This is a genomic window from Bradyrhizobium iriomotense (assembly GCF_018130765.1).
GTDB lineage: Bacteria > Pseudomonadota > Alphaproteobacteria > Rhizobiales > Xanthobacteraceae > Bradyrhizobium > Bradyrhizobium iriomotense_A.
Genome location: NZ_JAFCJZ010000003.1, coordinates 149,369 through 175,015 on the forward strand (window position 1 = coordinate 149,369; position 25,647 = coordinate 175,015).

The 25,647-nt window shown below is 62.4% G+C and carries 25 protein-coding genes and 1 pseudogene; 21 read left to right on the plus strand and 5 right to left on the minus strand.

The window, feature by feature from the left end; genetic code table 11:
* Window positions 1-44 precede the first annotated feature (44 nt).
* Window positions 45-2,948 (minus strand): ATP-binding protein, encoded by a 2,904-nt coding sequence (locus JQ635_RS06885; protein ID WP_211409119.1) that lies wholly within the window; start codon window positions 2,946-2,948, stop codon window positions 45-47.
* A gap of 89 nt (window positions 2,949-3,037) precedes the next feature.
* The gene (locus JQ635_RS06890) at window positions 3,038-3,460 is read right to left on the minus strand and encodes a hypothetical protein (protein ID WP_211409120.1); all 423 of its coding nucleotides are present in this window, start codon (window positions 3,458-3,460) and stop codon (window positions 3,038-3,040) included.
* Between the two features lie 192 nt (window positions 3,461-3,652).
* On the opposite strand from JQ635_RS06890, the pseudogene JQ635_RS06895 reads away from it, so the two are divergent.
* Window positions 3,653-3,805: pseudogene (locus tag JQ635_RS06895) on the plus strand (alpha/beta fold hydrolase); the annotation flags it as partial.
* 14 nt (window positions 3,806-3,819) lie between these two features.
* A complete protein-coding gene (locus JQ635_RS06900; RefSeq protein WP_211409121.1) occupies window positions 3,820-4,761 on the plus strand; it encodes a helix-turn-helix domain-containing protein in 942 nt (313 codons plus the stop codon).
* Between the two features lie 71 nt (window positions 4,762-4,832).
* On the opposite strand, the gene JQ635_RS06905 is transcribed toward JQ635_RS06900, so the two are convergent.
* A complete protein-coding gene (locus tag JQ635_RS06905; protein ID WP_211409122.1) occupies window positions 4,833-5,354 on the minus strand; it encodes a hypothetical protein in 522 nt (173 codons plus the stop codon).
* A 342-nt stretch (window positions 5,355-5,696) separates the two neighbouring features.
* On the opposite strand from JQ635_RS06905, the gene JQ635_RS06910 reads away from it, so the two are divergent.
* The 19 genes from JQ635_RS06910 (at window position 5,697) to dhaK (ending at window position 23,087) form a co-directional block, all read left to right on the plus strand.
* On the plus strand, window positions 5,697-6,341 hold the full coding sequence (locus tag JQ635_RS06910) for a hydrolase (protein ID WP_211409123.1): 645 nt from the start codon (window positions 5,697-5,699) through the stop codon (window positions 6,339-6,341).
* 15 nt (window positions 6,342-6,356) lie between these two features.
* Window positions 6,357-6,641: a XapX domain-containing protein gene (locus JQ635_RS06915; RefSeq protein ID WP_038966833.1), complete on the plus strand. Its 285-nt coding sequence runs from the start codon at window positions 6,357-6,359 to the stop codon at window positions 6,639-6,641.
* A complete protein-coding gene (locus tag JQ635_RS06920) occupies window positions 6,638-8,515 on the plus strand; it encodes an amidohydrolase (RefSeq protein ID WP_246583348.1) in 1,878 nt (625 codons plus the stop codon). Before JQ635_RS06915 ends, JQ635_RS06920 begins: the two co-directional genes overlap by 4 nt.
* 1 nt (window position 8,516) lies before the next feature.
* Window positions 8,517-8,942, plus strand: a complete 426-nt coding sequence (locus JQ635_RS06925; RefSeq protein WP_211409124.1) for a DoxX family protein — start codon at window positions 8,517-8,519, stop codon at window positions 8,940-8,942.
* Window positions 8,943-8,959: 17 nt separating this feature from the next.
* Entirely contained in the window at window positions 8,960-9,859 is a 900-nt protein-coding gene (locus tag JQ635_RS06930) for a glyoxalase (RefSeq protein WP_211409125.1), read from the plus strand.
* A gap of 63 nt (window positions 9,860-9,922) precedes the next feature.
* On the plus strand, window positions 9,923-11,344 hold the full coding sequence (locus tag JQ635_RS06935; protein WP_211409126.1) for an alginate export family protein: 1,422 nt from the start codon (window positions 9,923-9,925) through the stop codon (window positions 11,342-11,344).
* Entirely contained in the window at window positions 11,344-12,033 is a 690-nt protein-coding gene (locus tag JQ635_RS06940) for a YoaK family protein (protein WP_211409127.1), read from the plus strand. The genes JQ635_RS06935 and JQ635_RS06940 overlap by 1 nt, the downstream gene beginning before the upstream one ends.
* A 1,037-nt stretch (window positions 12,034-13,070) precedes the next feature.
* Window positions 13,071-14,405, plus strand: a complete 1,335-nt coding sequence (locus JQ635_RS06945) for an ABC transporter substrate-binding protein (RefSeq protein WP_433996553.1) — start codon at window positions 13,071-13,073, stop codon at window positions 14,403-14,405.
* Window positions 14,406-14,505: 100 nt separating this feature from the next.
* Complete coding sequence (locus JQ635_RS06950; protein WP_211409129.1) at window positions 14,506-15,465, plus strand: carbohydrate ABC transporter permease; 960 nt, start codon at window positions 14,506-14,508, stop codon at window positions 15,463-15,465.
* Window positions 15,462-16,415 carry a carbohydrate ABC transporter permease gene (locus JQ635_RS06955; protein WP_211409130.1) on the plus strand — a complete coding sequence of 318 codons (954 nt, stop codon included), beginning with the start codon at window positions 15,462-15,464 and terminating at the stop codon, window positions 16,413-16,415. The genes JQ635_RS06950 and JQ635_RS06955 overlap by 4 nt, the downstream gene beginning before the upstream one ends.
* The gene (locus JQ635_RS06960; protein WP_211409131.1) at window positions 16,412-16,624 is read left to right on the plus strand and encodes a hypothetical protein; all 213 of its coding nucleotides are present in this window, start codon (window positions 16,412-16,414) and stop codon (window positions 16,622-16,624) included. Before JQ635_RS06955 ends, JQ635_RS06960 begins: the two co-directional genes overlap by 4 nt.
* 6 nt (window positions 16,625-16,630) lie before the next feature.
* Window positions 16,631-17,728, plus strand: coding sequence for an ABC transporter ATP-binding protein (locus tag JQ635_RS06965; protein ID WP_211409132.1), 1,098 nt, complete (start codon window positions 16,631-16,633; stop codon window positions 17,726-17,728).
* A complete protein-coding gene (locus tag JQ635_RS06970) occupies window positions 17,721-18,728 on the plus strand; it encodes an ABC transporter ATP-binding protein (protein ID WP_211409133.1) in 1,008 nt (335 codons plus the stop codon). The genes JQ635_RS06965 and JQ635_RS06970 overlap by 8 nt, the downstream gene beginning before the upstream one ends.
* Window positions 18,725-19,339: a dihydroxyacetone kinase subunit DhaL gene (dhaL, locus tag JQ635_RS06975; RefSeq protein WP_211409134.1), complete on the plus strand. Its 615-nt coding sequence runs from the start codon at window positions 18,725-18,727 to the stop codon at window positions 19,337-19,339. Before JQ635_RS06970 ends, dhaL begins: the two co-directional genes overlap by 4 nt.
* Window positions 19,336-19,722 (plus strand): dihydroxyacetone kinase phosphoryl donor subunit DhaM, encoded by a 387-nt coding sequence (dhaM, locus tag JQ635_RS06980; protein WP_211409135.1) that lies wholly within the window; start codon window positions 19,336-19,338, stop codon window positions 19,720-19,722. The genes dhaL and dhaM overlap by 4 nt, the downstream gene beginning before the upstream one ends.
* Window positions 19,715-20,029: an HPr family phosphocarrier protein gene (locus JQ635_RS06985; RefSeq protein WP_211409136.1), complete on the plus strand. Its 315-nt coding sequence runs from the start codon at window positions 19,715-19,717 to the stop codon at window positions 20,027-20,029. Before dhaM ends, JQ635_RS06985 begins: the two co-directional genes overlap by 8 nt.
* Window positions 20,030-20,033: 4 nt before the next feature.
* On the plus strand, window positions 20,034-21,632 hold the full coding sequence (gene ptsP / locus JQ635_RS06990; RefSeq protein ID WP_433996554.1) for a phosphoenolpyruvate--protein phosphotransferase: 1,599 nt from the start codon (window positions 20,034-20,036) through the stop codon (window positions 21,630-21,632).
* The gene (locus JQ635_RS06995) at window positions 21,629-22,060 is read left to right on the plus strand and encodes a hypothetical protein (RefSeq protein WP_211409138.1); all 432 of its coding nucleotides are present in this window, start codon (window positions 21,629-21,631) and stop codon (window positions 22,058-22,060) included. Before ptsP ends, JQ635_RS06995 begins: the two co-directional genes overlap by 4 nt.
* Before the next feature lie 37 nt (window positions 22,061-22,097).
* Window positions 22,098-23,087: a dihydroxyacetone kinase subunit DhaK gene (gene dhaK / locus JQ635_RS07000; RefSeq protein ID WP_211409139.1), complete on the plus strand. Its 990-nt coding sequence runs from the start codon at window positions 22,098-22,100 to the stop codon at window positions 23,085-23,087.
* Between the two features lie 1,045 nt (window positions 23,088-24,132).
* On the opposite strand, the gene JQ635_RS07005 is transcribed toward dhaK, so the two are convergent.
* On the minus strand, window positions 24,133-25,212 hold the full coding sequence (locus JQ635_RS07005) for a YeeE/YedE family protein (RefSeq protein ID WP_211409140.1): 1,080 nt from the start codon (window positions 25,210-25,212) through the stop codon (window positions 24,133-24,135).
* A 72-nt stretch (window positions 25,213-25,284) separates the two neighbouring features.
* A complete protein-coding gene (locus JQ635_RS07010) occupies window positions 25,285-25,635 on the minus strand; it encodes an ArsR/SmtB family transcription factor (protein WP_074116877.1) in 351 nt (116 codons plus the stop codon).
* Between the last annotated feature and the right edge of the window lie 12 nt (window positions 25,636-25,647).

The window sequence follows — 25,647 nt, forward strand, 5'->3', positions numbered from 1 at the left end:
GCTCTTCCTTTGTGTGGCCAGCAGTTGGGGCCGGCGACCACGGTTCAGACGCGCGGGTCTGCCTTGCGAGCCGAAGGACGCGCCTCCTCCGAAGAGGCTACCCGTCGCAATTCGTCGAGCAGAGCCTTGGCGCGCCGGAACGGGACGGACTCAAGACCCTCTGTGAATTTTCCGAGCGTTCGGTCCAGTACCGCCGAAGCTTCTTCGTTTTGGTGCTTTCGACGCAAGAAATTTGCAAGGCTCTCGGCCGATTTAAGCTCCCATCCAAGGGCCGCCTGCCGTTCGGAAATCTCCATCGATTCACGCAAATTGACCTCTGCCGACTGCGAGTCGGGGCCCTCCAATGCGGCAAGGACGTCTCCGTGAATCCTCAGCGCATCTGGTAGCAACCAGAGAGCATCGGTCGCCTTTGTTCGCTCCAGGCACTCCGCCGACGCCAACAGTCCCTCTTCGGGGCGACCGTCAACAGCCAGGAGCTCCGCCAAGCGCCCGAGGAATGGAATGGACACATTGTCGTATTGGGCGCCGCTTAGCTTCGAGAGCGCCTCCCGCAACAACCTTTCGGCGGGCTCGATCTCGCCTCTCAGGAAAAGCAACCTGCCTTCGTAGCCGATCGAGGCAAATACATAGCTCTTGATGCTGTTCTCCTGAGCCACTTGCCTGAACCTCTGTAAAGCGCCGGCCGCCCGATCCAAGTCTTCAAGGCTCAGGAAGAGAGAAACCCCGCACCAACTGAGCGCCTGACAGATCGACGTCGGATTGCCGGTCTTTTCTGCCTCGGAATGTGCCGAAAGGCAGGCCAGAACAGTTCGATCGAAGCGCCCAAGATTCCAATAGCACCGCGCCATCACGCACTGCGCATAGATCGAGTGGTTCAGGCCCCAGCGGCCTATGTGCGACGCGTCGCTGTGAATTCGGAAGTATTCGTGCGCCTCGCGTGCGAGATTCAGGGCCGTCGCATACTCCGCTCGGAAAAAGAGCGAGGCGCTCTTCACGCTCTTCGTCATCGCCACGGCCGCGGGCTCGCCGGCGTCCGCCACGAGTCTCTCGATCTTGTTCGTCCCTTCCAATGCGCCCTTGAAGTCGCCGCGCCGGTGCAGGAAGAGCACGAGGCCCAGCCGGGCCCGAAGCTCCCATTGCCGATCGCCGAGCTGCCCCGCCAGCTCGATCGATCTGTTCAAAGCCTCTCGCGACTGACTCGTCATCCCCTCGGTGAACATCACCGCGAGTCCGAAGGCGGCCTTCAGGATCATTTCACTTCGTTCGCTTTCGACGGTGGCTTCGAGAGCCTCGATCGCTTTCGTCGTCCAGACGATGCACTCCGTCAGGAGCGAGTTCTCCAACCAAACCGGCACGGCGGCGGCCGTGAGCGCAATGCCCGCCTGCGGCTGGCCGCCCGGCGAGAACGCCAAGTTCAGCATCCCGCGCACGTTATCGAGTTCCTGGACCGCGTCCCTGAGCGTTTGCACTCGCTTCGGTCCATCGGCGCATTTGCGCAGCATTTCAGTAAGACAGGACGCGAGGCGGACGGCGAGTTCGTTCCGCTCCGATTCCTCGATCAGCTTCGCAAGCGCGAACGCCTTTGTGATCTCCAGCAGCCGAAATCTCGCCGCCTCGGAACCGATGTCGACGGAAACCAACGATTTGCAGACCAGATCCGCGATGATCGATGCTGTGTCGGTCCCCTCTGTCGTTGGAATCACCGCGACGGCCGCCTCGAGACTGAAGCTGCCGGCGAAAATTCCGAGGCAGCGCAGAACGTGTCGCTCGCGCTCGCTCAGCAGTTGGTAGCTCCACTCGAGCGCAGCCGCGATCGTGCGGTGTCGCGCCGGCGTGCCGCGGCGAGCGTCCGCAAGCAGGTGCATGCGGTCTTCGATCCTGGCGGCCAGTCCCTTGACACCGAACGCGTCGACGCGCGCAGCGGCGACCTCGATCGCAAGCGGGTTGCCGTCCAGTTCTCGGCATATCTGCGCCGCGAAGGCGGCATTGGCATCGGTGAGTTCGAAATCATTGACGATAGCGGCCGCCCGTTCGACAAACAACTGAACCGCCGGGTAGCTCAAGACGTCCTTCGCGCCGAGGGTCGCTGCCATCGGAGGCACTTCTAGGGGAGGTAGCCGGAAGACCTGCTCGCCTTCGATGCGCAGCGGCTCCCTGCTCGTGATCAGCGCCTTGATGTCGCCGGAGTTGCGCAGCAGCTGACCGATCGGGGCCGCCGCCCCGTCGATCAGATGCTCGCAATTGTCGAATACCAGAAGCAGGTTCTTGTAGCGTAGCGCAGCGGCGATGCCGGACAGCATGTCGCTCGAGCGGACGTCGATCGGGAGCGCGGACGCAATCATGCTCGCAATCAGCGAGGCGTCTGCGATCGACCCGAGGTCAATCAGCCAAACGCCATCCCGAAACTGCGACAACATCGTTTCCGCCAGTTGAAGCGCGATCGAGCTCTTTCCGACGCCCGGCGGCCCGACGATACTCAGGAGGCGCCCGTCGGTCAGCTTTTGCTTCGTTGACCGAAGCGCTTCCGCTCGTCCGACCAGTCGGATCAGTTGTGCCGGTAGGTTGTGGGCTTCCGGTGACGCCGGCTGGTCGAGGGCCGGGCGCTCCTCTTCGAGCACTCTTATGGGCGCGACGAAACGGTATCCTCGTCCCGGACTATTTACGATGTACTGATTGGCGCGATCATCCTCCCCGAGCGCGCGGCGAAGCGCCGCCACCTGGACGGTGAGGTTGGCTTCAACGACGAACGTATCGGGCCAAGCGATCTCGACGAGTTCGCGCTTGCTCACAAGTTCCCCTGCGCGCTCGAGGAGCGCGATCAGGATCTCGAGGGCTTTGCCGCCAAGGCGAACGACGCGGTCGCCCTCGAGCAGCACCCGCTTTGCGGTGGAAAGGCGAAACGGTCCGAAGAGGAATGTGCGCTCTGGTCTGTTGTCGCGATCGGACATCCTTCAAGCAATCGTCGGCTTTTCGCAAGGGTCCTCCTTACGCCACCGGCCGGTGCGTGTCCATCCATCGAGGTCGCTCGAAAAGGTCATCAGAGGTCGCGCTGAACCTGCACGGCAACCGCTTGTCGGCGCGCGATGATCGCGGTCATCGTGATGCGTTCGGCTTCGACGGCGGACAGGGTCGCCAATTCCGCTGCGACCGTAGCCAGTTGCTCGATCATGTCGGCGCGGGCGTGAAGCTGCGCCGTCTGTCGCCGGGCTATCCAATTGGACAGCGTTTCGGGCACGAGTGCGGTGTCGCGTTCGATGCCGGCCTGCAGCGTGTCACGGAGCTCTGCTGCGCGCGTTGAAAACTCCTTCATGAGAGCGTGCATTCCTTCCAACCGGGCCGCGAGTTCCGCGTCGTTGGCGATGGCGGCCCCGGCGAACAGTCCGTTGATGTTGTCAAGGCTTGCCTGCAGACGAAACAGATGGAGACGCAAATCTTCGCCAAATTGTGTCAGATTCTTCATCGCATCCGCGTCCTTCGAGCACGCCACACCCTGTCGCGAGGATTGGTCGAAGCCAAGTAAAATGTTCCAAAAACGCCGGCCCGGACCGCCACTTTATCCGGCACATCCCGTCCGGGAAATTTTGGAACGATTTATTTCCCTGGCGACGGTCCAGCGAATAACGATCCCAGACCTGAACATGAGAGGTCGAGGATGCCGACGATCAGGACGAAGGACGACGTCGAGATCTTTTACAAGGACTGGGGCTCTGGCCAGCCGATCGTGTTCAGCCATGGTTGGCTGCTGTCGTCGGACGACTGGGATGCCCAGATTCTGTTCTTCCTCGATCACGGCTATCGCGTCATCGGATTGTGTCGCTCATGACCGCTCCGCACGACCAGTCTCAGGGGCACTCGGCTTTGCAGAATCACGCAGACTTCCCTGTGTGGAAGCGTCCGTTCGTCCCGACGAGGCGGGAAGGCGCGACGGTGAAAAGCCTCCATTCCCGATCCTGGAACGGGCTCACCGCCAGCGTGACCGAACTTGTCTGCGCCAAGTCGTACTGCGCAGACCTGTGTTACGATTGCGCCCGGCTGTCGATCATGCTCGACCTCGACGGCAACGTTCCGGAAATGCGTAGCGAGAAGAGTCGGAGCGGCCCGGATCCGGCGAATACCATCCACAACATGAACTTTACGCCCGCCAAGACGGAAATGTGGGCAATCTGCAATGAGACGCGCTACACGCGCCACATCTCCTTCACGTTCGCAGATGACGCTCTCAAACAGTTGGTTGACGAGGAAGTGAGCCCGTCTGCATTCGCTCCGCGTCTGTTGTTTTACGATCCCGCCCTTTTGCATATCGCAAGGCTCTTCGAAGCCGAGGTCAGTCGGGAAGAAGACTCTCCGCGGCTGTACGGGGACAGTTTGTCGGTGGCGCTGCTCCTGCGCCTTGCGGCCTTCGGGAAGGCGTACCGAACGCCGGCCAGGGGTGGGCTGCCGCCCCGGCGCCTGCGGATGGTCACCGATTATCTGCGAGAACATCTTGCGGACAATGTCGGTTTGCTCGAACTCGCGAACATCGCTCAGCTGTCGCGGTCGCATTTCTGCCGGGCTTTCAGAATGTCCACGGGGCAGTCGCCTCACCAATGGCTGCTTGTCGCGCGCATAGAGAAGGCGAAGGAGATGCTGGTGTCAGATCAGTTTCCGATCGCGGAAGTAGCGGCCCTCACCGGATTCGCCGATCAGGCCCATCTGAGCAGGCATTTCAGCCGGATAGTCGGTTGTAGCCCTGGTGTTTGGCGCCGCCAGGCAGCCTCTTAGCGCAGACCGTTTGGAGCGAGCCCTTCACTCGCTGCAAATCCGATCCCTTCGAATCGACGCTCAGGAGCACATCAGCGGAAGAGGGCCGAAAGGAAAATCCGAGCCATGAGTTCGTCCCGCTTGCGAATAACTCGGCTGCGCGGCACTCGCTCGCAAATCACGCGAGCCCCCGCTTCCGCCAGGCATTTTTCGATCTGTAGCGCGGTTTCGTCGGCTGACCCAACGCCCCGTGTTAGGGCGAGCATCACGTCGATCCCGTCAAGGTTCGTAGCTGGCGAGCGCATGGTGTGAGTTGGGTTAATGATGATGGCGGCGCTTATCGCATCTGCATGGCAGGCGATCAGATCAAGCGCAGCGTCCGCTCCTTCGGCGTGGCCAACCACGACCATCGGCACCAGCGTGAGCCCGTGCGCATGTAGTGCATTCCGGATCGTCAGAGCTAGATCATCTGCAAAATCTCTCGATCGGGTTTTGCCGTTGCCGGTGGAGTGCGGGGTCGAGACCGCCAGAATTCCCGAGCCGGCGCTGATGGATTTGCAAAAATTCAAGAAGTCGAAGGGACTGGCCGCGCGACCAGGGATGGCCAGCAACAAAGGCGCACTTTCGTCGCTGCCAGGATGAAACCTGCAGCTTGTTTCCAATCGCCGCAAAGGCACGCCTCTCGCCTAATTCGACATCGTCCGGTGCCGGGACGACCGCCTGCATCTTGCACAAATGGCTACATTCACTGTGCGATATTTCGTCGTGGCTGTATCGCGGAAATTGCGAAAGACGGCAGAACTTGAGCCGTTTGTTCAAAATGCGCTTCGTTCAGCAGCGACCGCCGAACGCATCCGCAATATCACTTAGCTCCGAGAGCGGGCGCACTTGGTTTCGTCGCCACTCAGTTTCCGCCAGCCCGCTCACATGAGCGATTCATCACAGAGAGATCAAAAATGTCGAAACTCGATATGCTCACCCCCGACAACAGCGCCATCGCACTGATCGACTATCAGCCGGCGATGTTCCAGGGCGTTCAGTCGCATGACCGTCTGGTCACGATCAATAACGTCCAGATCCTCGCAAAGGCCGCCAAACTGTTCAAAATCCCGACCGTGCTGACCACGGTGGCCAGGGATTCGTTTTCCGGACCGTTCATTCCGGAAGTGACCTCGCTGTTTCCGAAGCACGACGTCATCGACCGCACGTCCATGAATTCCTGGCTCGATGCGAACTTCCGCAAGGCGGTGGCTGCCACCGGTCGCAAGAAATTCGTGCTGGCCGGTCTGTGGACCGAGGCCTGTGTGATCTTTCCGACCTTGGACATGCTGAAGGAAGGTTATGAGATCTACATTGCCGCCGATGCTTGCGGCGACCTTTCGCTCGAAGCCCATAACCGGGCAGTGGAGCGCGCCATCCAGGCGGGAGCGATCCCCATCACCTCATCGCAGTACGCCTACGAGCTTCAGCAGGACTGGGCGCGCACCGAGACTTACGAAGGCATGATGGACATCCAGCGTGCGCATTCGCCGTACGGAATTCAGATCCGGTTCTCGAAGTGGGCTCTGGGCGAGCACGCATCGGAGGCGGGACCCAAGTAAGGGCCCGGCTTGCTCATGAAGATTTATCTCCTGTCGCTCGGCGCGGGCGTTCTCGTCGGGGTGATCTACAGTCTCCTCAACGTGCGCTCGCCCGCGCCCCCTCTGGTGGCCCTGGTCGGCCTCCTCGGCATTCTCGCCGGCGAGCAGATTGTCCCGGTCGCCAAGCAGATGGTTGCGGGTCATGGCCTTGCCGCCGCATGGCGGCAGGCGAAGTGCGCGCCTCACATGTTCGGCATGCTGCCTGGGCGGCATGCCGACGAGGCTAAGGAAACCACTAACGTCGCGGAGAAAGCATCATGAACGCTCCCGATACTATCTTCCACCGCGGCCTCTTCACCACGCTCGACCGTTCCAACCCGACCGCAAGCGCGGTCGCCATCAAGGATGGCGTCTTCACTGCGGTCGGCCACGACAGCGAGGTCATGAAGCTGGCCGGGCCTTCGACCAAGATCATCGATCTGAAAGGGCGCCGCGTCCTGCCGGGGCTGATCGACAATCACCTGCACATCATCCGCGGCGGGCTCAACTTCAACATGGAATTGCGTTGGGATGGCGTATGGTCGCTCGCCGACGCGATGGCCATGTTGAAGAAGCAGGTCGCCATCACGCCGCCGCCGCAATGGGTACGCGTCGTCGGTGGGTTCACCGAACACCAGTTCGCCGAGAAGCGCTTGCCGACCATCGACGAGCTCAACGCGGTCGCGCCGGACACCCCTGTCTTCATCCTGCATCTGTACGATCGTGCCATCCTGAACGGCGCAGCGCTGAGGGCTGTCGGCTATACCAAGGATACCCCGGAACCGCCGGGCGGCGAGATCATGCGCGATCCGAAAGGCAACCCGACCGGTCTGCTGCTCGCCAAGCCAAACGCCAACATCCTCTACGCGACGCTGGCGAAAGGCCCGAAGCTGCCATTCGAATATCAGGTCAATTCGACCCGCCACTTCATGCGCGAACTGAATCGGCTGGGCGTGACGGGCGCCATCGACGCCGGCGGCGGCTTCCAGAATTATCCGGAGGACTATGCGGTCATCCAGAAGCTCTCCGATGAGGGACAGCTCACGATCCGGCTCGCCTACAACCTGTTCACCCAGAAGCCGAAGGGGGAGAAGCAGGATTTCCTGAACTGGACGCAGACATCGAAGTACAAGCAGGGCACGGACTATTTCCGGCACAACGGTGCCGGCGAGATGCTGGTATTCTCGGCGGCCGACTTCGAGGACTTCCGCGTGCCACGTCCGGACATGCCGCCGGAGATGGAGGGCGAACTCGAGGAGGTCGTCCGTATTCTGGCTCAGAACAAGTGGCCATGGCGGCTGCATGCGACCTACGATGAGACCATCTCGCGCGCGCTCGACGTGTTCGAGAAGGTCAACCAGGAGATCCCGCTGGATGGTCTGCACTGGTTCTTCGATCACGCCGAGACGATCTCCGACGCATCGATCGACCGCATCGCCGCGCTCGGCGGCGGCATCGCCGTGCAGCACCGCATGGCCTACCAGGGCGAGTATTTCGTCGAGCGCTATGGCTATGGCGCCGCCGAGGCGACGCCGCCGGTGAAGAAGATCATCGACAAGGGAGTGAAGATCTCCGCGGGCACCGACGCGACGAGGGTAGCCTCCTACAATCCCTGGGTCTCGCTGGCCTGGCTGGTGACCGGAATGACGGTCGGCGGGCTCCGGTTATATCCGCAGCGAAACTGCCTCGACCGCGAGACGGCGCTCAGGATGTGGACGGAGAACGTCACCTGGTTCTCGAACGAGGAAGGCAAGAAGGGGCGGATCGCAGTCAGACAGCTCGCCGATCTGATCGTTCCAGACAGGGACTTCTTTTCCTGCTCCGAGAGCGAGATCGCCGACACGACGAGCGACCTCACGGTGGTGGGCGGGCGCATCGTCTACGGTACTGGAGCTTTCAAGTCGCTCGATGACGCACCGCCTCCGCCGGCGATGCCGGACTGGTCGCCCGTGCGCAGCTTCGGCGGTTACGGCAACTGGGTGGGTTCGGACGGTAAGGCCTCCGCGATCAGAACCCACGCGATGCAGTCGTGCGGTTGTGCCAACCTCTGCGGTGTGCATGGTCACGACCACGCGCGCGCTTGGGCGGGCAAGTTGCCGGTGTCGGATCTCAAGAGCTTCTGGGGGGCGCTCGGCTGCGCCTGCTGGGCGGTGTGAGATGCGTGCGAACCGCGACACTCCAGGCTGGACAGCGGCCATACTGTTCTGGCCGCTGCTGCTGCCGATTTCGAAGGTCGCGCTGGTCTCGGCCTTCCTGATCGGCGGAATCCAGAAGCTTGTCGATTTCCCCGCAGCGGTCGCGGAGCAGGCGCATTTCGGCCTCCAGCCAGCCTGGCTGTGGGCCGCCGCGGCCATCATCGTCGAACTCGGCGGCTCGGCGCTGGTGATCCTCGGTCGCTGGATATGGCTTGGCGCGGGAGGGCTTGGCGTGCTGACAGCAGTCGCCATGCTCACCGCGAACGATTTCTGGGCTAAGGCTGGCCATGACCGCTTCCTGGCCGTCAACGCATTCTTCGAGCATCTCGGCCTGATTGCGGGCCTGGTGCTCGTCTCCATCCTGTCCCTGCGCCAGCGGGACGCATGAACGCAACGAGGCTCCCCATGTCCGGCAAACGACATCTGATCAACATCCTGCTGATTTCATCGATCCTGATGAGCGCGTCCGCCGCCGCGGCGAAGAATGCGGCTACGCCACAACTCGGCGTCGGCGCGCAATACGATACGACTCACGTCTACGTGGCGCCGGAAGAGGTTGATAAGTTCGTGGCGAGCTTCCTCGCCACCTTCGGCGGACAGAGCACGAAGCAGGTCGTCGCCACCGTGACGCCGACACCGAGCAGCACGACGTCCCAGCTTCTTCAGACGCCGGTCGGCACCGTCTCTCTGTTCGGGTTCAAGACGCCGATCCCCTATCCCTTCGGCGCCGAGCGGACGGGCTATCTCGTCACCGACATCGATGAGGCCGTGAAGGCCGCAAAAGATGCGGGTGCGGATGTCCTGGTGGCGACCTTTCCAGATCCGATCGGCCGGGACGTGGTGATCCAGTGGCCCGGAGGGATCAACATGCAGCTGTACTGGCACACGACCAAGCCGTCCTATGCGGCGTTCACGACCGTGCCCGAAAACAGGGTCTATGTGTCTCCTGAGCGGGCCGACGCCTTCACGCGCGCCTTTCTCCGTTTCTCGCATGGCAAGGTGGTTTCAGACGACGCAAAGGCCTCCGGCATCGAAATCGGCCGTCCCAAGGACATGTACCGCCGCATCCGGATCGAATCCGCGTTCGGCAAGATGATCGTATTGGTCACGGATGGACACCTGCCATACCCCTATGGACGCGAACTCACCGGCTACGAGGTTGCCGACTTGAAGGACACGCTGACGAAGGCGACGGCAGCGGGGGCGACGGTTCTCGTGCAGCCTTTCACCTCGGATCGCCGGGACTCGGCCATCGTGCAGTTCCCGGGCGGCTACGTCGCGGAGATCCACGCGGCGGCGAAATAAGCCCCGTTTGCGGTGCTCATCGAGAGCCCGTACCTTGAACCGATCCGGAGCAAGTGACCGAACATGTTTTCGACGAGACAAGGCAGAGCCGGCGCATTCTTGGCGGTGAGCATCCTTGCCGCTCCCGGCTCCCTGGCCATGTCGTCCTCCGCGCTGGCCGACGAAAAGCCGGCCCGCCCGGAGATCAAGACCAACCGCTGGCAGGAGGATTGGTCGGCTCTCGCCGATCCGGCGCTGCGCACGGAAGTCTTCGATCCCATCAAGTACATCCCGATCATGCCGGGCGATCCGAAGAGCTATGTGTCGTTCGGTATGACACTGCGGGAGCGGTTCGAGGCCGTGAACGCAGCCGCGTTCGGTGTTGGCGGGATCAGGAGCGATGCGTACCTGCTTCAGCGTCTACAATTCCATGCCGACTTCCATCTGGACGAACACTGGCAGCTTTTTCTGCAGGTCGAGGACGACCGCGCCTTCGGCAAGAACGTTGTCACGCCTGTTGACCAGGATCCGCTCGACATGCGGCTCGGCTTCCTGGCTTACGTCAACGCGACCCAAGTGGGGACCTTCAAGGCGCGCGTCGGCCGGCAGGACTTCGACTTTGACCTTCAACGCTTCGTGTCTTCGCGTGAAGGCGCGAACGTGCGCCAGTCCTTTGATGCCGTGTGGGGCGATTGGGAGAGCGGACCATGGCGCTTCCTCGGCTTTCTCAGCCAGCCGGTCCAATACGACTTCCAGCATCCGTTCGACGACACCTCGAACAGCCATTTCCGCTTCCACACGCTGCGCGTCGAGCGGCAGGTGCTCGGCACCAACGAACTGTCCGCCTACTACTCGTTCTACCAGAAGGACAACACCCATTACCTCGACGCCAGCGGCGACGAGAAGCGCAATGTGTTCGATGCCCGGTTCGCCGGGAAGCTCAACCAATTCGATTGGGATCTCGAAGCGATGGCTCAGAACGGCGTCATTGGTGGTAAGGACATTCGAGCTTGGGCCACCGGTGCCCGGGCCGGCTACACGTTCGCCGGCATCACGTGGCAGCCGCGCCTGGGGATGCAGGTCGATGCGGCGTCGGGCGACCACCACCCCCGCGACAACGTGCTAGGGACCTTCAACCCGCTATTCCCGAACGGCTACTATTTTACGCTCGCGGGCTTCACCGGCTACGTGAACCTCGTCCACGTGAAGCCTTCGCTCACGGTGAAGCCGATCACGAACCTCTCGATCATGGGTGCGCTCGGCTTTCAGTGGCGCGAGACGATTGCTGATGCGATCTACGTGCAGCCCAATATTCCGGTCGCCGGCACGGCCGGGAAGGGCAGCGCCTGGTCCGGAGCCTACGCGCAGTTACGCCTGGACTATCGGTTCGACGCTCATCTGACCGGCGCGGTCGAAGCCGTCCATTACAAGATCGGAGACACGATTCGGCAGGCAGGCGGGCACGACAGCGACTATGTCGGCGTCGAATTGAAGTATTCTCTCTGATGGCTACTGAAACACAAGACCGGCTGTTGCTGCCTTTGCTCTTGAGCCTCACCGCGGGCTATGTCGACACGGCCGGGTTTCTCGCCCTGCAGGGGCTCTTCACCGCCCACGTTACCGGCAACTTCGTCACGCTCGGCGCATCCCTGGTACTCGGGACGTCTGGAGCGGTAGCCAAGCTGTTGGCATTGCCCGTGTTCTGCGTGGTCGTGATCGCAGTGCGGCTCCTTGGCTCCTGGCTCTCACCGCGTTTTCATCCGGTCCTTGAAGCCATGCTCGGCCTCAAGATCATCCTGCTGGTCGCGGGGGGCGCGCTCGCGATCCGATTTGGTCCCTTTCACGACGGCGATAGCTGGCAAGCCATAGTCACGGGAATGGTGCTCGTCGCCGCCATGGCAATCCAGAACGCAGTACATCGTGTCTATCTCGGCAGCGCGCCGCCTTCGACGTTGATGACCGGGACCACGACGCAGATCATGATCGATTTGGCCGACGTGATGATGCCAGGAAGCGCAAAGAACCAGGCGACTGGTCGACTCACGAGGATGTCGGTGAACGTCTTGGTGTTCGCACTTGGATGCGGCGCAGCGGCTCTTCTATTCATGCGGTTCGGAGTCTGGTGCTTCGTGGCTCCGCCGCTTTTGGCAGGGTTCTCGCTGGCCGCACGCATCGCGGAGCCGGCAGATAGGTGATCTTATGGCTAGAATGACGGATGCACCCATGCTCCGGTGGGAACGAGCCGACTAGTGCAGTGTTGAAGCAAAGCCGAGGGCTCAGTCGAAGGCGCGAAGTTTAACGTGCAAATTCCTTGCCGCGCTGAATGGCATGTCCGTTCAGAGTCGAGCAGACGGTGGGTGCACTTGATGGCCGGTCTACGACAAATGCCGACACAACAACGGTCTGGGCGCCGTTCAACTCAGGATCACACCAGTCTTGCGAGGATCGCACCTATTGGCGCAAAAGCTGCTGATTTTCGCTCAACCTTTTCGTCTGCTGTAATTAGCTCAAATTGGCCCCATGATGGATTGGACCGAGAGTTCAGTATTTTCAGTTGGTTGGAAGACGACGTGTGCACCGGGAGATCAAGAGAAATCTTGCAACAACCGACGTGAACAAGCTCTCCGGAGTGGGCGAAGCGAGTCCCAAAATTGGCTCCGCGACGAGTTGCCATAGAGGCCCTCTGTAGACCTCAGCGAAGTTGCGCCAACATCGATGCGGGAGCGTTCGCTGCAATCTCCGGCGCCCTCTCTCGCTGCTCGTGAAGTACATTACGTCGGCGTCCTGTGCCGCCGACCTTACCGGCGGCTACGCAGCTGTGGGCGTAGCGCAGCCACACCCAAGTCAAGCGTTTACTCCAGCACGCTGCTCGCTGGTCGATGCCATTCATCTAAAGCTATCAAGCTCACTATCATCACCTGGACCTGGTGATCGCCCTTGCTCCGTCGACGCTCCGGCTTGTCCGCAACAGCGATCAGCTCGTAACGAGAAAATTGCAATCGGCCGAGCGGACGACCAGCCAAACTGCGCTTGCAATGTTTAGTAAATCGTGCATTACTAAACAAATCGAGCCTGCCGGGCCTATAGAATCCGGGTGGCGCGAGGAAACGCCAGTTTAGTTGTTCAGCTCGTCATGGACTGTGTCGCTCTGCTCGAAGCATTCGAGCGGGTAGGAAAGCCGCGCCATGTCGATGGCCGGCCCACTCGGAGGGAACGTGTAATGAAACGAACGATGAAGACGCTTGTAGTGGCATGCGGGGCTGTTGCCGCCGCGTTCGTCGTCGGAGCGGGCACCACGCCCGCGCAGGCGCAAGGCAAGACCATCACGCTGTGCTGGGCCGCATGGGATCCCGCCAACGCGCTGGTCGAATTGTCGAAGGACTTCACCGCCAAATCGGGTATCGGTATGAAGTTCGAATTCGTGCCGTGGACTAATTACGCCGATCGATTCCTGAACGAACTCAATTCGCACGGCTCGCTGTGCGACCTCATCATCGGCGATTCACAATGGATTGGCGGCGCTGCGGAGAACGGCCAGTACGTCAAGCTCAACGATTTCTTCAAGAAAGAAGGAATCAGCATGGACGACTACATGCCGGCCACGGTGGTCGGCTATTCCGAGTGGCCGAAGAACACGCCGAACTATTGGGCGCTGCCGGCGATGGGCGATGCGGTGGGCTGGACCTATCGCAAGGACTGGTTCGCGCGGCCGGACGTGCAGAAGGACTTCAAGGCCAAATACGGCCGCGACATCGGCGTGCCGAAGACGCTCGGTGAGCTCAAGGACATCGCGCAATTCTTCCAGGGCCGCGAGATCGACGGCAAGAAGGTCTATGGCGCCTCGATCTACACCGAGCGTGGCTCGGAAGGCATCACCATGGGCGTCTCGAACTACCTCTACGATTACGGCTTCAAATACGACGATCCGAAGAAGCCCTATGCGATGGACGGGTTCGTGAACTCGGCCAGCGCCGTGAAGGGGCTCGAGGCTTACAAGGACCTCTACAAGTGCTGCACGCCGCCCGGCGCCTCCAATTCCTACATGTCGGAGGGACTCGATGCCTTCAAGTCCGGCCAGGTCGCGCTGCAGATGAACTTCTTCGCCTTCTTCCCGGGCCTCTACAAGGACCCGAATGTCGGCGGCGACAAGATCGGCTTCTTCGTCAATCCGGCCGGTCCCGCCGCGCAGGCGACGCAGCTCGGCGGACAGGGCATCTCGGTGGTCTCGTACTCCAAGAACCAGGCCGAAGCGCTGCAATACATCAAGTGGTTCTCCGGCGGCGACGTCCAGAAGAAGTGGTGGGCGCTCGGCGGCTATTCCTGCGCCAAGTCCGTGCTGAACGATCCGAGCTTCCCGAACAGCGCGCCCTTTGCAAAGGAGTTCCTGCAGTCGATGGGAATGGTCGTCGACTTCTGGGCCGAGCCTTCGTACGCCCAGCTGCTGCAAGCCGAGCAGAAGCGCGTGCACGACTATGTGGTCGCCGACAAGGGCACCGCGCAGGAAGCGCTCGACGGTCTGGTGAAGGACTGGAAGGCGATCTTCAAGGAAGAAGGCAAGAAGTTCTGATGCAAGCTGCCCGGAGCGCGTGCGCTCGCGCTCCGGGTTTCCTTCGAGATGACCGGAATTCGTCGCTGTGTCGACGCCGGGTGCCAGGACGGTTCACGCAATGAACGAATTGAGTGCCTCTTCGCGGATCACCTATCGGGCCGTCATGGTCCGGCCAGGCGTGGCGCGTCGTATCCGGGGCCTGTCGGACAGGACGCTCGCCTGGCTCTTCATCACGCCGACGATCGTGCTGCTGCTGGCGATCAATATCTTTCCGCTGCTCTGGACGATCTATCTGTCGTTCACGAACTACCGCGCGAACAGGGCCAACGTGCCGACGATCTGGCTGGGCGCTGACTGGTACCAGTCGATCCTGACCGATCCTGACATCTGGGCGGCGATGCAGGTGACCGCGCATTTCGTGATCTGGACGGTGGTGATCGAGACCGTCCTCGGATTCGGCCTCGCTTACCTCATCGACAAGAAATTCCGCGGCCACGGGATGTGGACCACGATCATCCTGCTGCCGATGATGCTCTCGCCGGCCGTCGTTGGCAATTTCTGGACGTTCCTGTACCAGCCCCAGATCGGCCTGTTCAATTACGTCGTCGCCTTCTTCACCGGCCGCGCAGCCTCGTCTTTCCAGATGCTGGGCGACGTCACGCTGAGCCCCTGGGCCATCGTCATCGTCGATACGTGGATGTGGACGCCGTATGTGATGCTGATTTGTCTCGCCGGCCTGCGTTCGATCCCCGATTACATCTACGAGGCGGCCGAGGTCGACCGCGCGTCGAAATGGCGGCAGTTCTGGTCGATCACGCTGCCGATGGCGCTGCCGTTCATCATGCTGGCGGTGCTGTTCCGCGGCATCGAGAATTTCAAGATGTTCGACATGGTCAATCTGCTCACCGGCGGCGGGCCGGGATCGACCACGGAAGTTGCCTCGATCACGCTCAAGCGTGCGGCGTTCGAGAGCTGGCGCACCGGCTATTCCTCGGCCTTCGCGATCATCCTATTCGTGACGGTCTTCGGTCTCGCAAACATCTATGTGAAAGCGCTGAACAAGGTGAAAAGCCGATGACATCAGCCACCACAGCCCATTCGGTCGTCGAGCCGTCGGCAACGACACGGCGCTTTGCCGGCTCGCTCGTCGTGCTCTACGCAATCATCACCATGATCCCGCTGGTCTGGATCATGCTCACCGCGTTCAAGTCGCCAGACGATGCGATCTCCTATCCGCCGAAGGTGATGTTCAAGCCGTCGCTCGAAGGCTTCTGCAACCTGTTCACGACCCGCTCGCGCCAGACGCCGGAATTCATCCGCTCGCTGGGGTCGCCGCAGGGCCTTTGCGACAGCATCGCGCGCAGCCGCAACATGGTGGTCGCCGGTCCTTCGAACTATGTGCCGCGCTTCGTCAATTCGCTGATCATTGCGTTCGGCTCGACGGTGCTCGCCGTCGCGCTCGGCACCTTGTCAGCTTACGGCTTCTCGCGGTTCCGCGTGCCCCTGAAGGACGATTTGCTGTTCTTCATCCTGTCGACGAGGATGATGCCGCCGATCGCGGTCGCGATCCCGATCTATCTGATGTACCGCACCATCGGATTGTCGGATACGCGGCTCGGGATGATCCTGCTCTACACCTCGGTCAACGTCTCGCTCGCGGTCTGGCTGCTCAAGGGTTTCATCGACGAAATCCCCCGCGAATACGAGGAGGCGGCGATGATCGACGGATACACCCGCTTCCAGGCGTTCGTGAAGGTGGTGTTGCCGCAGGCCACCACGGGAATCGCGGCAACCGCAATCTTCTGCCTGATCTTCGCCTGGAACGAATACGCCTTCGCGGTGCTTCTCACCTCGGGTAACGCACAGACGGCGCCGCCGTTCATTCCGATCATCATCGGCGAGGGTGGGCAAGACTGGCCCGCGGTAGCCGCCGGCACGACTCTGTTTCTGGTGCCGATCGTGGTGTTCACGGTCTTGCTTCGCAAGCATCTGCTGCGCGGCATCACTTTTGGAGCTGTCCGCAAATGAGTATCGACGCCACCCCATCCATTGCGCGTCGCGGTCTTGCGGACCGCCTTCTGCGCCGCGGCCCGCTCGAAGCCATCGCGACGACGATCATCGCCGTCGGCGTCGTGATGCTGATGCAGCCATTGTCTCTGACACTGTACTCGTGGTCGTTTGCGACGACTCTGTTCGGCACGGTGATGTTCACCATCGTGTCCAAGGTTCGGGAGTAGGGCGCGATGGCACAGATCAAGGTCGAGGCGCTCGACAAATCCTTCGGTGCATTTCATGCGGTCAAGTCCGCCAGCTTCACGGTGGAGGACGGCCAGTTCCTTTGCTTGCTCGGACCGTCCGGCTGCGGCAAGACCACGACGCTCCGCATGATCGCCGGCTTGGAACTGCCGACGGCGGGCACGATCCGGCTCGATGGCGAGGACGTGACGATGAACCGCGCATCGGCGCGCGACATTGCCTTCGTGTTCCAGCTCTTCGCGCTCTATCCGCACATGAATGTCCGGCGCAACATCTGCTTTCCCCTGAAATGTGAGGGCATCGGCGTGGCCGAGCGTGATCGGCGGGTCGTCGAGGCTGCGCGCATCCTGCGGATCTCGCACCTTCTCGACCGCTCCGTCTCCGGCCTTGCCGGCGGCGACCGGCAGCGTGTTGCGCTGGGGCGGGCGATCGTGCGCAAGCCAAAGTGTTTTCTGATGGACGAGCCACTCGGCGCGCTCGATACCGAGATGCGGGACGCCATGATTCATGAATTGCGGGCCCTGCATGACCGGCTGGGCGCGACGACCGTCTATGTCACCCATGACCAGCTCGAGGCCATGGCGATGGCCGACAGGATCGCGGTGATGAACAACGGCGTCGTCGAGCAGGTGGCAAGCCCGCGCGACATCTATGACCGGCCCGCTTCGCTGTTCGTCGCCGACTTCATCGGCTCGCCGCCCATGAATTTCCTGCCGTTCCGTGGTGGCCTGCGAACCGGCGCAGAGGCGATCAGGCTCGGGGAGCGCGATGTAGCGATTCCTGCGGCGCGGGAGGCGACGGCGGAAAGCGAGCTCGTGCTCGGGGTACGGCCCGAGCATGTGCGTTTTACCGATCGTGGCATGGTCCGCGGCGAAGTCTACGGCACCGAATACCTGGGCACGACGCAGATCGTGACCGTGACGACGCACTACGGCGCGCTCAAGGCCCGCTCACCCAGCAGCAGATCGTTTCGGACCGGCGAGACTGTCGGGCTCGATTTCCGGCCCGATACGCTCTCGATCTTCGACAAGGCATCCGGCCGGGCGATTCGCACCGCGCTGCATGAAGGAGGCGCGCATGGCTGAGGTCGAGATCAATGCCGTCTCCAAGGCCTTCGGCAAGACTCAAGCCTTGAGTGATCTATCGCTGACCGTCGGCGACGGTGAGTTCGTGGCATTGCTCGGGCCGACCGGTGCCGGCAAGACCACCGCATTGCGCTTGATCGCCGGATTGGAGCAGCCAGATTGTGGCTCGATCCGTATCGACGGGCGCAGTGTGACCGGCGATGCGCCGGCGGACCGCGATGTTGCCTTTGTCTTCCAGCAATATTCGCTGTATCCGCACCTCACCGTGTTCGAGAACATGGCCTTCGCGTTGCGTGCGCCGACCCGCCGTGTGCCCGAAGCCGATATCCACGCGAAGGTGCAGGAGGTGGCGCGCCTGCTTCATATCGAGACCAAGCTGGACAACAAAGCGACGCAGCTGTCAGGCGGGCAGATGCAGCGCGTCGCGATCGGCCGTGCGCTGGTCCGCTCGCCCTCGATCTATCTGATGGACGAGCCGCTCTCCTCGCTGGATGCCAAGCTTCGCGGCGAACTCCGCCTCGAGCTCAAGCGGATCCAGGTCGATCTCGGCGCGACGATCCTCTATGTCACCCACGATCAGACCGAGGCGATGACCATGGCGTCGCGCATCGGCGTGATCGAAGGCGGGCGGCTGATGCAGATCGGCACGCCGCGGGAGATCTACGAGAACCCAATCAACGCGCATGTCGCGGCGCGGCTGGGCCAGCCGACGATCAATCTGCTGCCGGCGGCACTGTTCGCGGGGGCGCCCGTCGGCGTCGAGACGATTGGCGCGCGGACCGAGCACCTGACGATTGCTCGCGGCGGCGGCGACATATCGGCAACCGTCAAGCGGGTCGAGCATCTCGGCGACCAGAGCCACCTTCATCTCGATCTCGCGGGCCGGCCTGTTGTGACCCTGGCAGATCCCGAGGCGGGTTTTGGGGCCGGAGACGTCGTTTCGCTCCGTCTGAATGAACCACTGTTTTTCGATGCGAAGGGCTGGAGGGTAGCGGCATGAGCCTTGATCGGGTAGCCAGGGAAAGATTGGTGCGTGCGCTGGCAGCGTCGGTGATCGAACACGCGGACGAGTTGACGAGCCTCGACCAGGCGATTGGCGATGGGGATCACGGGTTGAACATGAAGCGCGGTTTCGAGGCGGTGCTGGCGGCATTGCCGGGCCTTGCCGACAAGTCGCTCCCGGAAATGCTGAAGGCGATCGGAATGACGTTGGTGATGAAGGTCGGCGGGGCTTCGGGGCCGCTGGTCGGGACATTCTTCATGGAACTGGGCAAGGCACTTCCGGGGCAGCCGAGCCGGGCCGATCTGGTCGCTGCGACGGAGAAGGCAATCGAGGCCGTCAAGGCGCGCGGCCGTTCGGATGCAGGACAGAAGACGCTGCTGGATGTCCTGGTGCCGGTTCACGCGGTTCTAGCGGGAGGCGGCGATGCCAAGGCGATCGCCGCCGAGGCGATGCAAGCGGCCGATCGCACCACGCCGATGCAGGCGCTTCGCGGCCGCGCGTCGTTTCTTGGCGAACGTTCCATCGGTCATATGGACCCGGGCTCGCGCTCGGCGTCCCTTCTGATCGGTGCAGCAGTTGAGACACTGGAGCTCGGGGTCAATACATGAGCAACGTCGGAATTGTCATCGTGTCGCATTCGCCGAAAGTCGCGGAAGGCGCGGCCGATATGGTGCGCCAGATGGTCGGAGACGCAGTACCGCTGGCCTGGACCGGTGGCGATGTCGATGGCGGGCTCGGTACGAACGTTGCAGGAATCCTCGAGGCGATCGAGACGGCCTGGTCACCGGCAGGCGTTGCGATCCTCGTCGATCTTGGCGGTGCCGAGACCAATTCGGAGATGGCGGTCGAGATGCTCCCCGAAGACCGGCGCGCGCGCGTGCTGGTCTGTAATGCTCCGGTGGTCGAGGGGGCCGTGATCGCTGCGACCGAATCTTCGGGCGGCTCATCGCTTGCCGCCGTCAAGCGCAGTGCGGAGGAATTCTATGCATGATGCCAACGCCAACCGGGCGGCCCAGACGTTTGCGCCGCTGACCGCCTCGGCGGTCCTCGTTAATCCGGTCGGCCTGCACGCGCGGCCGTCGGTGAAGCTCACGCAATGCGCGAAAGGCTTTGCCGCCAAGATCGAAATTGCGCTTGCTGCCGACGGACCCTGGACCGACGCCAAGAGCCCGGTGAAGGTGATGCGTGTGAAAGCGCCGCAAGGCGCGACGCTGTATTTCCGCGTCGCTGGTCCCGATGGTGACGCGGCGCTCGCGGCCATGCTGGCGCTGGTGCATGACGGTTTCGGCGAGGCGTAGAATCGTGGGCGAAATTCATCTCACCGGCCATCCCGCTTCACCTGGCCTTGCCATCGGCCCGGTCGCCGTGCTGACGAGGGCAGTGGCGAGCAGGGCGACGAAGGGCGATCCCGCGCAGGAGGCCGCAGCGCTGAAGACGGCGATCGAGAGGGCCGCCGTGGAGCTCGCTGAGCTGATCGCGACGGTTCATGGCGAGGCCGCGGAGATCCTGGAGTTCCAGGTCGCGATGCTCGGTGACGATGCGCTTGCAGAGGGGGCTTACGAAGCTATTGCGGGCGGCACCGTTGCCGATCAGGCCTGGCGCGCAGCACTCGACGCGGAGATCGCCGGCTATCGCGCGGCGGATGAGGAATATTTCCGGGCGCGCGCCGCCGATCTCGTCGATATCCGCGATCGCGTGCTCGCGGGCCTGAATGGTGCGGATGCGATCGCAAAGATCTCCGGCGATTCCGTCGTCACGGGTGACGATATTTCGCCATCGACGTTTCTGGCCGTCGATTGGACTCGTGGCGGTGCCATTGCGCTCGCTAGCGGGTCGCCGTCGTCGCATGTCGCGATGCTCGCGCGATCGCGTGGCGCCCCGATGGTGGTTGGACTAGGTCCATTGCCATGGAACGGACAGCCGCCATCACTGGCGTTGGTCGACGGCGACAGCGGCACTGTGATCTTCGATCCCAAGCCCGAAACGCGCCGCCTGTTCGAGCGCCGCATGGCGGCTGCGAATGCGGCAAAGATTGCGGCCGACGCCGGTCGCCTCAAGCCGGCGCTGACGGCCGATGGAAGGCGTATCGCCGTTCTCCTCAATGTCGCTGCGCCCGACGACCTTGCGGGTCTCGATCCCGCCATCTGCGACGGCATCGGCCTCGTGCGCACCGAGTTTCTGTTCGAGGGATCGAGGGGCCTGCCCGGTGAGGATACCCAGTACGCCGTCTACCGCCGCATCCTCGAGTGGGCCGCAGGACGGCCGGTGACGATCCGCACGCTTGATGCCGGCGGAGACAAGCCAATTCCTGGCGTGACGGTCGATGGCGAGCGCAATCCATTCCTGGGCTTGCGCGGGATCCGGCTCTCGCTGGCGCGGCCGGAGGTGTTTCGCGTGCAGTTGCGGGCGCTGTGCCGTGCGGCCGTGCATGGGACGCTGAAGGTGATGCTGCCGATGGTGGCGATCCCTTCGGAGCTCGATCGCGCCAACGCCATGCTGGACTCAGAGTTTGCGGCCCTCGGCGCAGAGGGTATCGCCTGCGCCCGGCCGCCGCTCGGCATCATGGTCGAGGTCCCGTCGGCAGCGCTCTGCGCCGAGGATTTCGGCGCGGCGTTCTATTCCATCGGGTCGAACGACCTGACCCAATACACAATGGCTGCGGCACGCGATATCGGCGCTGTTGCCGACCTCAACGATGCCGGTCATCCCGCGGTGCTGGCGCTGATCGCGCGGACGGTTGAGGCCGGGCGCAAACGCGGCGTCGAGGTCTCGCTCTGCGGCGACGCCGCGGCGGACACGCGCTTGACGAAGGCGCTGCTGGCGACTGGCTTGACGACTCTTTCGGTCTCGCCGATTGCGGTGGCGCGGCTCAAGGCCGCCATTGCCGGGGTGAGCGCATGAGTGACGACGCAGGCGAAGACACAAGCCGGCCGGGCGATAGCAATGTCGCGGACTACAAGCTCATTTTGCGGCGGGCCCTCGACAACCGGCCATCGGGGACGCGGTTGAAGCTTGCGGCGGCGCTCGGCAAGAATCGCTCCTTCGTCAGCCAGATTACCAATCCCGCCTATCTGGTGCCGATCCCGGCCAAGCATGTCGCGATCATCTTCGAGGTCTGTCACCTCTCCGGTACCGAGCGTGCGGCGTTCCTCGAAGCCTATGGTCGCGCGCATCCGGGGCGGCTGCGCGGCGCCCATCGCGAGGCGCGCACGCGCATCGTTACCGTGACCGTGCCAGATCTCGGCGACGACAAGAAAAATCGCGCGCTCGAGCAACTGATCGTCGACTTTGCTGCCCAGCTCGCCCGCTACGCCGAGAGCATCGGCTGACGAATTCGAAACGCAAAAAGATAACCGGGAGGACGCCATGAAAAAGCTGATCAACAGCGCCGACACGGTGCTCGAAGAGAGTCTCGACGGGTTGGCGGCTGCACATGCTGACATCCTGCTGCTCGGCGCCGAGCGGAAGTTCGTGCGCCGCCGCACGCTAAAGCCGGGCAAGGTCGCGCTCATCTCTGGCGGCGGCTCCGGCCATGAACCGCTTCATGCGGGTTTCGTCGGCCACGGCATGCTCGATGCCGCCTGTCCGGGCCAGGTCTTCACGTCACCGACGCCGGACCAGATGATCGAGGCGGCGGAGGCCGTCGACACCGGGGCAGGCGTGCTCTTCATCGTCAAGAATTACGAAGGCGATGTGATGAACTTCACCATGGCCGCCGAGATGGCCGGGCGCGAGGTCGCAAGCGTCGTGACCAACGACGATGTCGCGGTCGAGAAATCGACCTACACGACCGGCCGTCGCGGTGTCGCGGGCACGCTGATCGTGGAAAAGATGGTCGGCGCCGCTGCTGAAAGGGGAATGCCGCTCGCCGCGCTCAAGACGCTCGGCGATGACGTCAACCGACGCACCCGCTCGATGGGGGTAGCGCTGCTGCCGTGCACGATTCCGGCGGCAGGCCGGCCGAACTTCACCCTGGCCGACAATGAAATGGAAATGGGCGTCGGCATTCATGGCGAGCCGGGTCGTCGCCGGGTGCCGCTGGCATCGGCCGATGCCATTGCTGCCGAGATGCTCAACGCGATCCTGGGCGATCTCGCGCCGAGCAAGGGCAGTGAAGTGCTTCTTCTGATCAACGGGTTTGGCGCGACGCCGCTGATCGAGCTCTATCTGATGGCCAACAGTGCCAAGCGCATTCTGGACGGAGCGGGGATGACGGCTACGCGTTTCCTCACCGGCTCCTATGTGACGTCTCTCGACATGGCCGGTGCTTCGATCACTGTCTCAGTGCTCGACGCTCAGGCAAAAGAATTGTGGGACGCCCCAGTGCATACCGCGGCGCTACGCTGGGGTATCTGATGGACGGAAACCAGGTTCAATCATGCGCGACAATAAGATACTCCTGAGGCTCGCTATGCGGCCGTCGGCCAAGTAGTCGACCCATAGACACGATCAGTGGAGTGGAGAGTAGGTCCTCGAAAGTTGATGACAGGGCGTTTTGCTCAACGCGGACCATCATTGCCGTGACGCGCTGTTCGTTGCTGTATTTGGCTCAACTTGGTCCATGATGGATCTTACGCCGCAGCGCGCTGCCTTAGACGGCGAAGCGGGAATTACCGGCAGTTCCCAAGGGGCACCCGGCCTGCGAATTATACTCACATCGCGGAATGAGTATAACCGAGGCGCCCTGCGCGCTCCTCCCCTCGTGACGTGTGCACTGAAAATCCGAAGAGGCGATTTCCGCTTCCAATTCACGCATATATAGCCCTAAAACAGCGAGGCTGCGGAAGCCTCGTCAAACCAGATTTCTCAATCGGTCCCATTACAGATAGGGTCGATCGAAGTCGAAATATCTCAGCAAAATGAATGCCTTAGATCGAAAGTTTTCTTGCGCTCCGATGATGGATTGGCGCGAGAGTTTAAGGTTTTCAATTGGTTAGATGGCGCCGTGTGCACGACGTGTGCACCGGGAGATCAAGAATAATCTCATGACAGCCAATATGAGCTGGGCTTCTTAATTGGCACCGCCCCTCTGGGTGGCGAACCTGGACGACCAAAATTTCCGGAGGCGGGGACGGCGTCAGCGCATGCTTGACGTTAAAGAGCCGTCAAACCGGAAGGCGCCTGACATCAGTCGGAGCGATGGAGGCTCATCACGGCATCTCTCAGCCGCAGCGGAAATTAGCGACGCTTCCTCCGGGGCAGTCACCACCTCGATGTAGATCCCGCTTTCGGCGCGCTCCAGCGCCTGGGACTACGATCTCCCGCGATGTTGCACTTCTGACGGTCTCGGGCGAAGCCCACTGGTGCGGATTGCGTTGGCTTGGACGAAGGGTGAAGCAGCCGAGAGCTCGCTGCTTCTTGGTAAGGGCGCTTCAGATTCCGGCCGTATGTGCTTTTCCCGCTACGTCGAGACGCCAAACAGCTTGCGCACTGCCGGGAGCCATTCGCCGGTCATCGTGAACTCGAGCCCGAGTCGAGCTCCACCAGCGATCGCCAGCATCGTGACCGGCGCCGAGACAGCGAGCGTCGAAAACGCGGTCAGTCCCTGTCCGACGGTGCATCCCATTGACATGATCCCGCCGATGCCCATCAGAAGCGCGCCGGTCATGTGCCGCTTCAATTCGCGCGCGTCATCGCAGGCTTCCCAGCGGAAGCCGCGCAAGAGCAATGCGGCGGCAAATGAGCCGGCTACGACACCGGCGACGGACCCGATACCAAAATTCAACCGAGCGCCGGAAAAGGTTGCGATGTAGAGAATTGCGTCGCCGAGTGGAGCGACGAAAGTGAGCGAGGAGACCCGCGCCGGGTCGAACTCGTCATCTGCCAGCCATCCGGTCGCGAACCAACCGAAGGCGATCGCAGCGCCGACCGCAAAGCCGGAGGCCAAGAGACGTGGCGATCGGATTAGTCTGCCATCTGCGAGGGCCCAGAAGGCAAGCGCAGCGGCAATCGAAACGACGAGGATGGCGCGCATCGTGCTCCCCGCGCCGAGCAGCGAGGTCAGCGTCTGGTTATTGCCCTCGGAGAGCCGGAGCGATAACGGCTCGACCAGCGTCACGCGCAGCACGCCGGTGATCCCGCGCATGGTGGCGAGCGCCGAGAGGCCGAGCACGAGAAAGACCACGATGGCGCGCAGATCGCCGCCGCCGATGCGCACCAGCGTACCGAAGCCGCAGGTGCCGACCAGCGCCATGCCGATGCCAAACATCAGCCCGCCGATGATCGCGCCGCCAAGGCCGATCGACGGGGTCAAGTAGATCGATCGCGACAGATCGACGACGCCGAATTCGGCGAGCGCCTGGGTAGCGAGCAGAGCGACCGCCGCAGCCAGCGCGAAGGATTTCAACCGGCGAAAATCCGCCCCGAAGAACGCATCCTCGAGCATCGCGAGCGTGCAAAACCGCCCGGCGCGGCCCGCTACGCCGAGCACGCCGCCAGCAGCCAGTCCGCATGCAAATGCGATGGTTGAGGGACTCAGCATGCCTCCCCGGGATGTTTGTTCTGCTTGTCGGGCAGTCTGCGCTGGGAAGGGGCGAAAATCCAGCGCGGAGAATTACCGGCGCCGCCGCCGCACCGGCTCGCAAAAGACATCGTAGATGGCAGTGAGGATCTTGCGCACGTCCTCATTGGCGAGGCTGTAGTAGATCGCCTTGCCGTCGCGGCGGGTCGTGACGAGCCGGTCGAGCCTGAGCCGCGCGAGCTGCTGGGAGACAGTCGACTGCCGCTCGCCGAGGAACTGCTCGAGCTCGGTCACGGATTTCTCGCCTTCGGCGAGGATGCAAAGCAGCAGCAACCGGGATTCATGCGACAGAGCCTTGAGCATGTCGCTTGCTTCGCGCGCCTTCTCGATCATCTGCTCGAGCTCGGCGGACCCCTCGATCTCCTTCAGCTTTGGCAATGGCATCGCGTCAAATTC

Coding starts and splice junctions, on each gene's coding strand:
- JQ635_RS06885 (WP_211409119.1), bottom strand. CDS start 2,948: ATGTCCGATCGCGACAACAGACCAGAGCGCACATTCCTCTTCGGACCG.
- JQ635_RS06890 (WP_211409120.1), bottom strand. CDS start 3,460: ATGAAGAATCTGACACAATTTGGCGAAGATTTGCGTCTCCATCTGTTT.
- JQ635_RS06900 (WP_211409121.1), top strand. CDS start 3,820: ATGACCGCTCCGCACGACCAGTCTCAGGGGCACTCGGCTTTGCAGAAT.
- JQ635_RS06910 (WP_211409123.1), top strand. CDS start 5,697: ATGTCGAAACTCGATATGCTCACCCCCGACAACAGCGCCATCGCACTG.
- JQ635_RS06915 (WP_038966833.1), top strand. CDS start 6,357: ATGAAGATTTATCTCCTGTCGCTCGGCGCGGGCGTTCTCGTCGGGGTG.
- JQ635_RS06920 (WP_246583348.1), top strand. CDS start 6,638: ATGAACGCTCCCGATACTATCTTCCACCGCGGCCTCTTCACCACGCTC.
- JQ635_RS06925 (WP_211409124.1), top strand. CDS start 8,517: ATGCGTGCGAACCGCGACACTCCAGGCTGGACAGCGGCCATACTGTTC.
- JQ635_RS06930 (WP_211409125.1), top strand. CDS start 8,960: ATGTCCGGCAAACGACATCTGATCAACATCCTGCTGATTTCATCGATC.
- JQ635_RS06935 (WP_211409126.1), top strand. CDS start 9,923: ATGTTTTCGACGAGACAAGGCAGAGCCGGCGCATTCTTGGCGGTGAGC.
- JQ635_RS06940 (WP_211409127.1), top strand. CDS start 11,344: ATGGCTACTGAAACACAAGACCGGCTGTTGCTGCCTTTGCTCTTGAGC.
- JQ635_RS06945 (WP_433996553.1), top strand. CDS start 13,071: ATGAAGACGCTTGTAGTGGCATGCGGGGCTGTTGCCGCCGCGTTCGTC.
- JQ635_RS06950 (WP_211409129.1), top strand. CDS start 14,506: ATGAACGAATTGAGTGCCTCTTCGCGGATCACCTATCGGGCCGTCATG.
- JQ635_RS06955 (WP_211409130.1), top strand. CDS start 15,462: ATGACATCAGCCACCACAGCCCATTCGGTCGTCGAGCCGTCGGCAACG.
- JQ635_RS06960 (WP_211409131.1), top strand. CDS start 16,412: ATGAGTATCGACGCCACCCCATCCATTGCGCGTCGCGGTCTTGCGGAC.
- JQ635_RS06965 (WP_211409132.1), top strand. CDS start 16,631: ATGGCACAGATCAAGGTCGAGGCGCTCGACAAATCCTTCGGTGCATTT.
- JQ635_RS06970 (WP_211409133.1), top strand. CDS start 17,721: ATGGCTGAGGTCGAGATCAATGCCGTCTCCAAGGCCTTCGGCAAGACT.
- dhaL (WP_211409134.1), top strand. CDS start 18,725: ATGAGCCTTGATCGGGTAGCCAGGGAAAGATTGGTGCGTGCGCTGGCA.
- dhaM (WP_211409135.1), top strand. CDS start 19,336: ATGAGCAACGTCGGAATTGTCATCGTGTCGCATTCGCCGAAAGTCGCG.
- JQ635_RS06985 (WP_211409136.1), top strand. CDS start 19,715: ATGCATGATGCCAACGCCAACCGGGCGGCCCAGACGTTTGCGCCGCTG.
- JQ635_RS06995 (WP_211409138.1), top strand. CDS start 21,629: ATGAGTGACGACGCAGGCGAAGACACAAGCCGGCCGGGCGATAGCAAT.
- dhaK (WP_211409139.1), top strand. CDS start 22,098: ATGAAAAAGCTGATCAACAGCGCCGACACGGTGCTCGAAGAGAGTCTC.
- JQ635_RS07005 (WP_211409140.1), bottom strand. CDS start 25,212: ATGCTGAGTCCCTCAACCATCGCATTTGCATGCGGACTGGCTGCTGGC.
- JQ635_RS07010 (WP_074116877.1), bottom strand. CDS start 25,635: ATGCCATTGCCAAAGCTGAAGGAGATCGAGGGGTCCGCCGAGCTCGAG.